The organism is Thermoactinomyces vulgaris (assembly GCF_005886755.1).
In the GTDB taxonomy this organism is placed as follows: domain Bacteria; phylum Bacillota; class Bacilli; order Thermoactinomycetales; family Thermoactinomycetaceae; genus Thermoactinomyces; species Thermoactinomyces vulgaris.
Window position 1 is genome coordinate 1,593,130 of the sequence record NZ_CP039710.1, and the last position, 11,950, is coordinate 1,605,079.

The following is an 11,950-nucleotide window of genomic DNA, read 5'->3' on the forward strand; positions in this document are numbered from 1 at the left end:
GTCCACAGCATGAATCAGCCATCATCGGTGAAAAAAGCCATTTTAATTGCAGGGATTGTTTTTGTTGCATTTAATTTACGCCCTTCGATCACTTCCGTCGGGCCCGTGATTCATTCGATTCGCGCCGATCTGAACATCTCCAATGGAACGGCCGGATTTCTCACCACTTTGCCGTTGATTGCTTTTGCCCTGCTGTCTCTTGTGGCCCCGCTTTTATCCCGCAAGTGGGGAAATGAGCGAACCATCTTCATCGGGCTTTTCACACTGGTATGCGGCATTCTTATCCGTTCGGCCGGAACGGTGTTCACCGTCTTTTTCGGCACGGTTTGGATCGGAGTCGGAATTGCCATCGGAAACGTGCTGCTTCCCGGGATCGTAAAAGAAAAATTTCCGGATCAAGCCGGCTGGATGACCAGCATTTACACCACTTCAATGAACACCTTTGCCGCCATCGGATCAGCTGTGAGCATTCCGCTGGCGGATGCGTTGAACGGGGGATGGAAATCCTCTCTTTCTTTTTGGGCATGGATGGCCGTTGCTGCTTTGTGTATCTGGATTCCCCAAGTCCGAAGCAGAGATCAAATCCGGCCGGCCAAAGCGGAACCGGTCCGGACAGGCGGCACCTTGATGTGGCGTTCGTCGCTTGCTTGGTATGTGACCATTTTCATGGGACTGCAATCCTTTCTGTTTTACTGCACGATCACCTGGCTTCCCGCCATCATGCAAAGCCGGGGATTCAGTGAAGAAACCACAGGTTGGATGGTATCGGTCATGCAACTCATCAGCCTTCCGGCCACTTTTGCCACCCCGGTTCTGGCCAACCGGCTTTCCCAGCAAAAAGGAATCGCCTTCGCCATCGGACTGATTCACCTTTCGGGAATCATCGGTTTGTTCACCAGCGAACCGGTTCTTCTGTATATCAGTATTGCCCTGATCGGGATGGCCCAAGGTGCCAGCGTCAGCCTGGCCCTCACGCTGATCACACTGAGGACGGCTGATGCCAAAGAAGCCGCCAATCTTTCCGGCATGTCGCAATCCGTCGGGTATCTCCTTGCCGCCTTTGGTCCGATCCTGCTGGGTTATCTCTTTGATGCAACCCGCTCATGGGTTCCGTCCCTTGTGCTCCTGCTGGCAACAACGGTCTGTTTGATTCTTTCCGGACTGGGGGCCGGCCGCCGGGGTCATGTCGCATGATACGAAAAAAGAAGGTTCGCATCCTGCAGGATGTGAACCTTCTTTTTTCATGAATCAAACCTGATCCGTCGCTCTCCGTTTTAAGAAATAATAAACCGGCAGTCCGATGACCATAATGAAGATTGCACCCAATCCGCCGACCGGATCATGCCGGAGCATGCTGACAATGATGTAAATCGAACCGACAATGGCAACCAGAGGCACCAACGGGTAAAGCGGAACACTGTAAGGCCGCTCTTTCCCGCTGTTTCTTCTGCGCAAAGTAAACACGGCAAAAAAGGCAAAAATATAAAAGAGATAAATGGAAAATACCGAGATATCCGACAAACGGTTCGGATCGCTGATCAGCATGAAAACCGTGGCGATCGCCGCTTGTGAAATAATGGAAACATAAGGCGTGTGAAATTTCGGATGCACCTTGCCCAACCCTTTGGAAAACGGCAATTGGCCGTTTTTGGCCATCGCATACGGGATCCGCGGAAAAGCCATCATTTTTCCGTTCAGGCAACCAAAAATCGAAATAATGATTCCAATGGTGATCAAAATCCCGCCAAAATCGCCAAACAACGTTGTTGCCGCCGTACTTGCCGCGTTTTCACCCAACTTCACAATATCTTCTGCAGGCAACACATACAAAAGGGCCATATTGACAAGCAAATAAACCACGGTGACCCCCGCCAAACCGATAAAAATCACCTTCGGCAACAATCTGGTCGGGTTTTTCATTTCCCCGGCAACGGATCCGACCAAAATCCATCCGTCATACGCAAACAAGGTTGCCAGCACGGCCGCGCCAAAGCTGAATTCTTCCGGCTCGAAAGCCCCCGGGGTGAAGATCGACTGTTCTCCCTTCCATAAACCGAAGATGATAATGAGCACAATCGGAATCAGTTTGGCCGCCGTGGAGATGTTTTGCACCCATCCTCCATACTTCGTTCCGGTGATGTTCACCAACATCAGCAATACCACAAACCCGATCCCGATTCCTTTCAACCATGACTCGTCCAGGCCAAACAGATGAACAATCAATGAACCCAGATACAAACCCAATGCGGCAATGACCGCCGGACCGTACACCACGGTCTGCACCCATCCGCATAAATATCCCCAAAACTTTCCATACGTTTCTTCCAAATAAATATATAACCCGCCCGTTTTGGGAATTTGCGCTCCCACTTCAGCAACGGTCAGTCCGCTGGCCAATGTGATCAATCCCCCCAAAAGCCAGGCGAACAAAGCCATCTTTGCATTTCCTGAAGAGGCCAACACTTCGCCGGGTTTCATAAAAACCCCGGAACCGATGACTGTTCCGATTACAATGGATAATGCCGTAATAAATCCAATGTCCCTTTTTAAATGATTGCTGTTGTGTTCTGCGTTCATGGTGTCCTCCTTATAAAGACAAATGTCTTTTAGAGGATTATACATTATCAAGATGGGAATATGTATAAAAATAATAAAGTAACTCAATTTAGAATATATCCATAAAAAAGAAACCGTCTCTTATGAAAGAGACGGCGTTTGGTACCGGCATTTAATCTTTTTGGACACCCGCAGGTTCATCGGATGGATCGCCGGTGGTTTCCATTTTTTGCTTCCGGATTTCTTCCCGGATCCGCGGCTGGGGATCTTTCCACCCCGGCGGCTTGATCACTTTTCCGTCCGTTTCCCGGTAACGGGGTTTTCCATTCGGCCACAACTTGCTCATATTGGCTTCATGGACGATTTGAAAAACCGCTTCCGGCTTCACTCCCATTTCCACCAGCGTGCCCAACGCCAGGTAAATGGTATCGATCATGGCATCCGCTTGATCTTCAATGGTCGAAGCTTTGGCAAACTCGTCCAATTCTTCCTCCATCCATTTTTTGCGCTTGGCGACCCGTTCTTCGGACAGTTTCCCGGGTTGGTCGCTCACCGGAACCGAGTAAGCTTGATGAAATGCTTTGACTTTTCTCCAGGCCTCATTCATGGTCAGAATCCTTCCTATCCATATTAAAGGTCACTGAAATCCAGGTTTCCGGCTTTTGCATAGTTGGTCACTTTCTGCTCAAAAAAGTCGGTTTTGGTGGCATTGAGATTGGAGAAGCTTTCCACCCATTTCATGGGATGGGACGTGATTTCCGGATACAAAATTTCCAGTCCCAGCCGTCCCAACCGTTCATTGGCCAAAAATTTGATGTACCGGTCAATGAGGTCATTGTTCAATCCCTGAATGTGATTGTTGGTGATATATTGTCCCCAGCGGATTTCATGTTGCACGGCAGTCCGGGTCATTTCCCGCAATTCTTCAATCAATTCCGACGTAAACAGATCCGGGTTTTCCTTACGCAACTCTTTGATCATGTTTTGGAACAACACCACATGGGTCAGTTCATCACGCTGAATGTATTTGATAATCGTTGCCGTGGCGGTCATTTTCCCGTTTCGCGCCAAGGCATAGAAGAAGGAGAATCCGCTGTAGAAGTAGAGAGATTCCAGCAAAAAGTTCGCCATGCAGGTCCGGACAAAGTTTTTGTCATTCCGGTCATCCACAAACTGCTGATATAAATCGGCAATAAATCGGTTCCGTTCCAAAAGCCGCGGATCATTGCGCCATTCATCATAAATGTTTTCCCGTGTTTCCGGCGAACAAACACTGTCCAAAATGTAGCTGTATGACTGGGCGTGAATCTCTTCCTGAAACGCCTGGATATTTAACAAGGAGCAAACTTCCGGCGCCGTCACATACTCATTGATGTTCGGCAGGTTCTCCCCTTGAATCGAGTCCAAAAAGTTGAGAAAGGAAATGGTTTTGTCAAAAGCGCGCCGTTCTTCCGGACTCAATTCCGCGAACATTTTGGCGTCTCCCGCCAACGGAATCTCCTCGGGAATCCAAAAGTTGTTCAGCATGGTCCGGTACAATTTGTGTGCCCAATCGTATTTAATCCGGTTCCACTCTCTCAGGTTGGTGGTGTTTCCGTTAATCATGCGTTGGGTTCCCCGTTGTCCGTGTTCATTAAATATTTTTTTCCGTTGCAGTTTTTCCATTTTCTTCATTTCCCCTTCCCTTTATGATGAACAACTGACGCATTCTTCCACTTCAATGGATTGATTCCGGACATAGTAGATGGTTTTCAGCCCATGCTTCCAGGCATCCATATACAGTGACAAAAATTCTTTTGCCGATGTATCGGGGGTGATATACAGATTAAACGACTGGGATTGGTCGATATGCCACTGTCTTTTCCCCGCAGCCCGGATGCTCCAATGCTGGTCAATCCGATGGGCTTCTTTATAGTACCAAGCCGTTTGGGGCGACAAATTGGGAGCCGTAAGCGGAATGACCGCCCCCCGTTTCTCCTCCACAAAATATTTGGCATAAACCGGATCAATGCCCGCCGTCGATCCGGCAATCAAGGAGGTCGATCCGGTCGGTGCCACGGCGAATAACCACGCATTTCTCAACCCGTGTTTTTGCACGTCCTCGCGCAATTGTTGCCAGCGTGAACTGGTGTAACCGCGCCGCCGGAAATACTCTCCGGTTTGCCATTCGCTTCCCTCAAAGCAAGGATAACTTCCCTTTTCTTTGGCAATTTCCATGGACGCTTTGATCGCTTGATAAGCAATTTCTTCAAAGAGACGGTCCGCTTCTTCCAGATGTTCTTCCGACTCCCAAACAATTTGATGTTGTGCAAGATATTGATGGTATCCGCTCGTTCCCAAGCCGACGGCCCGGTATTTTTTATTGGTCCGTTCCGCTTGTTTGACCGGATAGATATTCAAATCCACCACATTATCCAACATGCGCATTTGAACCGGGATAATCCGCTTGATGTCTTCAAGGGATTGAATCCGACCCAGATTCAGCGATGACAAGTTGCATACGACAAAATCGCCCGGCTTGGTTTTGGTTACGATGACACCGTCTTCCAACTCCTCGCTGATCAATTCCGTCGGGGACATGTTTTGGCAGATTTCGGTACACAGATTGGAAGAATAGATCATCCCTTGATGTTTATTGGGATTGGCCCGGTTGACCGCATCCCGGAAAAACACAAAGGGCGTTCCTGTTTCAAAAGCGCTGACCATGATCCGTTTCATGATCTCAATGGCCGGAACCTTTTGCTTTTTCAAGTCCGGATGGGCTTCACATTCCAAGTAGCGTTTTTCAAACTCGCTTCCCCAGTAATCTTCGATGGAATATCCCATCACTTCCCGGATCTCGTGGGGATCGAACAAATGCCAGTCGCCCCGTTCCTCCACCCGTTTCATAAACAAATCCGGAATGCAAACGCCCGGGAAAATATCATGGGCTTTCAACCGGTCATCCCCGTTATTGGTTTTGAGATTGAGAAAATCAAAAATATCGGCATGCCAGACATCCAAATAAATGGCAAAAGCCCCGCGGCGGACTCCCAACTGGTCGACGGCCACCGCCGTGTTATTGTAATTCCGGATCCAGGGAATCACCCCGCCGGAAGCGCCATGATGCCCGCGGATCTTGGAACCTTTGGCCCGGACTTTCCCCAGATAGATGCCGACCCCGCCGCCGTGCTTGGACACTTGGGCCGTCACCGAATTGGTGTGGTAGATCGACCACAACGAGTCCCCCACCGTGTCGATAAAACAAGAGGACAACTGATGGAGGGGTTTTCCCGCGTTGCTCAACGTCGGGGTGGCAACCGTGATTTCCAATTTGGACAAAACATCATAAAACCGCTTCGCCCACCCCACACGGTCTTCTTCTTTTTGCGCCAGATGCATGGCAATGATCATAAAACGCTCTTGCGGCAATTCCATGATCCGTCCGTCATAATCCTTCACCAGATAACGGTCTTGCAACACTTTTAAACCGATGTAATTAAACAACAAATCCCGCTCCGGTTTCATGTACGCTTCCAATTCATTAATTTCATTCTCTTCGTATGATTCCAACAAATAAGCACCGTATAACTTTTTCTCCGTCAATGTATGTATCAGTGGATAAAATCCGCCATACTTTCTGGAAGATGGATAACCGCGGTTCTCTGCCGCCTCCATGTACAACTCATGTGCCAACAGATGCGCGGCGACAAATTGCCAATCCGGCTCTTCCGCCGTTGTTTTTTCCACCGTGGTTCGAATAATGGTTTGCAACACTTCTTTGTCCGTCATATTTTCGTGCAATTGCGCTTCCGCTTCCCTCAGCCATTCTTCCCGATCCAAATGCGGAAAGCGCCGGCACGCTTCATTCATCAAATTTCGAAACGGGCTGATCTGATCCAGATTCGTCTTCAACACAACGAACACCTGCCATTCATACTATATATAGTTGCCATCTAAGTATAACCAACACAATATATAGTGCCAAACAGCAAAAAAAAAGCTAACATGACTTCTGTCCGTCCGAGAAGCAAAATTCAACCCGGGATATTCCTTTTTCTCGAAGAAGCTCGGTCCCCCGGGGGTTGACGAAGCCCTGTCCGGATTGATTCCTTGTTTTTCTGCATGTTTTTTTATTTTAATTCATGCAAACACATGAATTTAACATTTATTCATGGCATCTTTCATTTGTTTTTTCTTTTTGCGCTTTGTTTGTGTTGCAAACTTGTTTACAATTCCCCAAAAAACGGACCCGCTTCCTTCTCGCCCCCGTTTTCTACACTTTCGTGCAGGAAACTTTGTAGAATTCACATTGCCGGCATTTTGGCAAATAAATGTTCACCCGGGTTTCATTCGTCTGTTCCACTTCCCTCATCTGTTTGATGACGGTCAATAATTGTTCCTTTAATTGCGGAGTCCACTCCACCTCGCACACCCGATTTTGATAGCGGATTTCCCCCCGGATTTTTTTCGCTTGATACGTTTCCTCCACGAGCATGAAATAAGCAGCCAATTGCAACCGGTCGCCGTCATAGGGGCGTGTCCTTTTTAACATTCCTGATTTGTATTCCACCACGAAATAAGTTCCGTCCTTCATTTTCCAGATCTCGTCGGGCTTGCCCCGGATACCCCATTTTCGGTTGACCAGAACTTTCCCCGCACCGGTTGCGTCTGAATACACCAAACTTCTTTTGGATTTTAAGAAAAACCGTAAAAAGATCAACAGGAAAACCAGCAAAACAGAGAGGAACATGGCCATCAAGCATTCATCACCGTCCAAATCACAAACAACAGGATCACGACAAGCAACACCGCCACTGCCCAATCCGTCCCTTTCGTTTTCACCCACACCAAAACGGCTTTCTTCCGGTGGTAACGCTTCCCTTTTTGAAAGAGCCGTTTTTGGGTTTTCAACTTTTGTTCATCGGCTTCGACCAGCCCTTGACGGTGCAATTTGGCCAGCCTCCATTGCTCGGGACAATAACAAAACTGATTAATTTCCTTTGCGGTGATCCACCTCTTTTTCAATCCGGATATCCCCTTCTTTATGCCATTCTTTTTGTTATATTTTACCAAATTTTCTGTATCTTTTAAATAAAAAACACCCCTTCCCCGTCGAAAGTTTCAAGGAAAGGGTAACGAATAAACTTCATTTTTATTTCAGCGACTGGCTCCAGTCTTGTGCGGCATTCCCTTCCAAAAAGCGTTCACAATCAAGTGCTGCCATACAACCGCTTCCGGCCGCCGTGATCGCCTGACGGTAAACCCGGTCCTGCACATCCCCGCAGGCAAAAACGCCGGGGACATTGGTTTGCGTCGTTCCTGGCTTCACTTGGATGTAACCCAACTCATCCAACTCAATTTGCCCTTGAAGGAAGCCGGTGTTGGGTTGGTGCCCGATGGCGACAAAAATTCCGTCTGCTTCCAGAATTTCTTCTTCCCCTGTTTCGTTATTTTTCACTTTTAATCCTTTGACTCCTTGTTCCCCACGGATCACTTCCACCGGTGTCCGGTTCATGGCCCACTTAATCTTGTCGTTTTGCCGTGCCCGGTCCTGCATGATTTTGGATGCCCGCAATTCATTGCGCCGGTGAACAATGGTGACTTCCGATGCAAAACGGGTCAGGAAAGTGGCCTCTTCCATCGCGGAATCGCCGCCGCCTACAACCAGCAATTTTTTGCCGCGGAAGAAGAAGCCGTCGCATGTCGCACAAGTGCTCACGCCCATCCCGATGCTTTCTTTTTCGCCGGGAATTCCCAACAATTTGGCCGTTGCCCCCGTCGAGATAATGAGCGCAGACGTTTCAATCACTTCATCTTCTCCAAGAAACAATTGAAAAGGACGTTTGGACAAGTCGACCTTTTTCACCCAGCCGCGTTTGAAGGTGGCTCCAAAACGTTCGGCCTGCTTTCGCATATTATCCATCAATTCCGGGCCCATGATTCCGTCCGGAAAGCCCGGAAAATTTTCCACTTCCGTCGTGGTCGTCAGTTGTCCGCCCGGTTCAGGCCCTTCAATCACCAACGGTTCCATGTTGGCGCGAGCCAGATAAATGGCTGCGGTCAACCCTGCCGGACCGGTTCCCAATACAATCACTTTTTGCATGTTGTTTACCCCCTGTTCAAAACGATGATCTATGTCACATATGTAACCTTCTATGATTACAGCATCCCTTCATCATTGTAACTGAAATTTCGCCATGAAGCCAAACGGATTTCCGGCCTCCTCTTTGAAAACTCTCCTTGTTCAGGATGCTTTCACTTCCTGGAATGCCCGCAAAAAATTATCTTTGGGATGCGCCCCGGCCATGGCCAACCGGCCCTGGATAATAAAAAAAGGAATGCTTTGAATCCCTGAATTCCCGGCCTGTTCCAAATCTTTTTCGACTTCGTGCCGGATGTTCTCGTCCAGAAGCGCCTTCCTCGCCTCATTCGGATCATATCCCACGGATTCAGCGATCCCGGTCAACACATCCATATCACCAATATTATGCCCTTCTTCAAAAAAAGCCTGATACAATTTTTCAGCCATCTGCGTTTTCTTACCGGGATCGGTCCACTTCAGGAGCATATGAGGCGCCATGGTGTTGGGAAGCCACTCAATCCGGTCAAATTTGAATTTCAAACCGACGGGGGCCCCGGCTCTTGAAATCTGTTCCAATGCCTGATAAGCCCTCGACATGTTTCCCATTTTGCGCACCATCATATCCATAAACAAAACGCCACGGGGCGGGATCTCCGGATATAACATATACGAACGGTATTTAATTTCAAACGGTTCGCCGGATTGTTCCGTCCATTCCTGTATGGCATCTTTGAGATTTTTATGGCCGATCCGGCACCAAGGACAGGTCAAATCATGATAAACCTCAATATCCATTTTGTCTCTCCTTTGAAATCACACAACTGCAAACTCCAGTATATCACAAGAAAAAAATATTAGATACGATACCAAAGTAAGCATCAGACTGCATGGAAGCCCGCCCTTGTGCTATTATGTTTTTTGTGAATCAAGAGAAAGAGAGCGTGAATCAGATGAAAAAGAAAAGCCAACGCTTGGATAAAGTCCTGTCCCATGTGGGGATCGGAACCCGCAAAGAAATCAAAAAACTGGTAAAAGCCGGCCGGGTCAGAGTCAATGATGAACCCGCAACCAACCCAGGCATGCATGTGTTCCCCTTTGAAGATCAAATTGAAGTCGATCACCAACCGATTTTGTACCGGGAACATATCTATTTAATGATGAATAAACCGCAAGGAGTCCTGTCTGCAACCGAAGATGCCTTTCAGGAAGTGGTGACGGATCTGTTGGAACCGGAACACCGCGTTTTCTCGCCGTTTCCGGTCGGACGGTTGGATAAAGACACCGAAGGTTTACTGTTGATGACAAGCGACGGAAAACTGGCACACCAGCTTTTGTCTCCCAAAAAACACATTCCGAAAGTGTACGTTGCTGACATCGAAGGAGAAGTGACAGAAAACGATATCCACGCATTTCAAACGGGAATTACATTGGAAGACGGTTACACAACCATGCCGGGGGATCTTCACATCCTGCATGCCGGCCCCCAATCCACCGTCGAAATCACCATCTATGAAGGAAAATTTCACCAGATCAAAAGAATGTTCCGGGCCCTTGGGAAAAAGGTGCTGAATTTGAAACGAATCCGCATGGGTTCATTGGAACTGGATCCGGACTTGGCTCCCGGAGAATACCGTGAATTAACAACGGGAGAATTGAACAAATTAATCAAATAATAATTGGTCAAAAACAACTTAAGCTTGGTGATCCAATGGATCACCCACCCCTCGTCAGAAACCCGAGGTCATCGATTCAGTTGAAAACGCTAACAAATTCATTTACAATGTTCTATATCAAACATTCATTATACTAATACAATCATTTATTTCAAGGAGGCAACTTAATGGATAGCAAAAAAAACAATTCAGTCAATGAATTAGAAAGGGGGCTTGGTGACCGGCATATTCAATTGATCGCGATCGGCGGGGCCATCGGTGTCGGGCTTTTCCTTGGTTCAGCCCAGGCGATTCAAACAGCCGGACCTGCAATCATCCTCTCTTATGCACTTGGCGGGCTCATGATCTTTTTGGTAATGAGAGCTTTGGGGGAATTGGCCCTTTTTAAACCTGTTGCCGGATCCTTCAGCACCTACGCGACGGAATTTGTGGGACCCTGGGCCGGATTTGTCACCGGTTGGAATTACTGGTTTATGTGGGTGGTAACAGGAATGGCCGAAATTACCGCGGTGGGTGTTTATTTCCGTTACTGGTTTCCGGAAGTGCCGCAATGGATTCCTGCACTCGGGGCTCTTTTGGCTGTTTATATTGTCAACTTGATTACGGTGAAACTGTTTGGGGAAATCGAATTTTGGTTTGCTTTGATCAAGGTGGCCACCATTGTTGCCCTGATCATCATCGGTTTCATTATGATCACGACCGGTTGGGGCAATGGAGGGGAAGCCGTCGGCTTTTCAAACCTGTGGGCCAATGACGGGTTTATGCCCTTTGGCATCGCAGGTGTCCTGTTGGCCCTGCAAATGGTGATGTTCTCTTTCTTGGGAGTGGAACTGGTCGGAGTGACCGCCGGGGAAGCAAAAAATCCGGAGAAAACCCTTCCAAAAGCCATCAACAGTGTGATCTGGCGGATTTTGATATTCTATATCGGAGCCTTGGCCATCATCTTATCCCTGTATCCTTGGAACCAAATGAGTGGTGAAAACAGTCCTTTTGTGCTGATTTTCACAAAAGTCGGGATTCCCGCTGCCGCCGGCATCATTAACTTTGTTGTCCTCACGGCCGCTCTGTCTTCTTGTAACAGCGGAATCTTCAGCACCGGACGCATGCTTTACACACTGGCAAAAGACAGACATGCCCCACGCGCCTTGGGACAATTGAATTCAAGAAAGGTTCCGGCACGTGGTATCACGTTGTCTGCAGCGATCCTGCTGATTGGGGTACTGTTAAACTATGTCATTCCGGAGAAAGCCTTTTTATATATCACCAGCGTGGCCACTTTCGGTGCGCTTTGGACCTGGGGTATGATTCTTTATGCTCACTTAAAATTCCGTAAAAAAGCAGACCATGCAAAAGTCCATTTCAAAATGCCGGGTTATCCCGTCACCAACTGGATCGCCATTCTCTTCCTGGTCCTTGTGGCTTTCTTACTGTCCTTAAACCCTGAAACCCGGATTGCTTTGATTGTGGGGCCTGTTTGGCTCTTGATCTTGCTCATCAGCTATCAATTTGTGAAAAAAAGTACAGAAAAATAATTATGAATGAGGCTGCCTGTTCAGGCAGTTTTTTTGTCCCTAATTAACAGATTTTTCTAAATTATACATCTATTTTTGGTATAATAATAAAGAACAAACGATAAAGGAGTCCCTTTTATGTTGAT

General features: G+C 47.8%; 11 protein-coding genes. 3 read left to right on the plus strand and 8 right to left on the minus strand.

The window, feature by feature from the left end:
• Window positions 1-9 precede the first annotated feature (9 nt).
• The gene (locus FA954_RS08120; protein WP_138615001.1) at window positions 10-1,194 is read left to right on the plus strand and encodes a CynX/NimT family MFS transporter; all 1,185 of its coding nucleotides are present in this window, start codon (window positions 10-12) and stop codon (window positions 1,192-1,194) included.
• Between the two features lie 54 nt (window positions 1,195-1,248).
• On the opposite strand, the gene FA954_RS08125 is transcribed toward FA954_RS08120, so the two are convergent.
• From FA954_RS08125 to FA954_RS08160, 8 genes are all read right to left on the minus strand, one after another.
• On the minus strand, window positions 1,249-2,577 hold the full coding sequence (locus FA954_RS08125) for an APC family permease (protein WP_062842986.1): 1,329 nt from the start codon (window positions 2,575-2,577) through the stop codon (window positions 1,249-1,251).
• Between the two features lie 151 nt (window positions 2,578-2,728).
• Window positions 2,729-3,163 (minus strand): pyrophosphohydrolase domain-containing protein, encoded by a 435-nt coding sequence (locus FA954_RS08130; protein ID WP_138615002.1) that lies wholly within the window; start codon window positions 3,161-3,163, stop codon window positions 2,729-2,731.
• A 23-nt stretch (window positions 3,164-3,186) separates the two neighbouring features.
• A complete protein-coding gene (locus FA954_RS08135) occupies window positions 3,187-4,230 on the minus strand; it encodes a ribonucleotide-diphosphate reductase subunit beta (protein ID WP_242062444.1) in 1,044 nt (347 codons plus the stop codon).
• 12 nt (window positions 4,231-4,242) lie between these two features.
• Entirely contained in the window at window positions 4,243-6,408 is a 2,166-nt protein-coding gene (locus tag FA954_RS08140) for a ribonucleoside-diphosphate reductase subunit alpha (protein WP_052186690.1), read from the minus strand.
• Window positions 6,409-6,811: 403 nt separating this feature from the next.
• Window positions 6,812-7,294: a CRISPR-associated protein Cas4 gene (gene cas4 / locus FA954_RS08145; protein WP_062842985.1), complete on the minus strand. Its 483-nt coding sequence runs from the start codon at window positions 7,292-7,294 to the stop codon at window positions 6,812-6,814.
• The gene (locus FA954_RS08150) at window positions 7,294-7,563 is read right to left on the minus strand and encodes a hypothetical protein (protein ID WP_062842984.1); all 270 of its coding nucleotides are present in this window, start codon (window positions 7,561-7,563) and stop codon (window positions 7,294-7,296) included. Before FA954_RS08150 ends, cas4 begins: the two co-directional genes overlap by 1 nt.
• A 127-nt stretch (window positions 7,564-7,690) precedes the next feature.
• The gene (trxB, locus tag FA954_RS08155; RefSeq protein ID WP_037995428.1) at window positions 7,691-8,641 is read right to left on the minus strand and encodes a thioredoxin-disulfide reductase; all 951 of its coding nucleotides are present in this window, start codon (window positions 8,639-8,641) and stop codon (window positions 7,691-7,693) included.
• 141 nt (window positions 8,642-8,782) lie between these two features.
• Window positions 8,783-9,415, minus strand: a complete 633-nt coding sequence (locus FA954_RS08160) for a DsbA family oxidoreductase (protein ID WP_037995429.1) — start codon at window positions 9,413-9,415, stop codon at window positions 8,783-8,785.
• 155 nt (window positions 9,416-9,570) lie between these two features.
• Here FA954_RS08160 and FA954_RS08165 point away from each other — a divergent pair, with 155 nt between their 5' ends.
• Window positions 9,571-10,293, plus strand: a complete 723-nt coding sequence (locus FA954_RS08165) for a pseudouridine synthase (protein WP_037995498.1) — start codon at window positions 9,571-9,573, stop codon at window positions 10,291-10,293.
• A 167-nt stretch (window positions 10,294-10,460) separates the two neighbouring features.
• Entirely contained in the window at window positions 10,461-11,825 is a 1,365-nt protein-coding gene (locus FA954_RS08170; RefSeq protein ID WP_037995431.1) for an amino acid permease, read from the plus strand.
• Window positions 11,826-11,950: the final 125 nt, after the last annotated feature.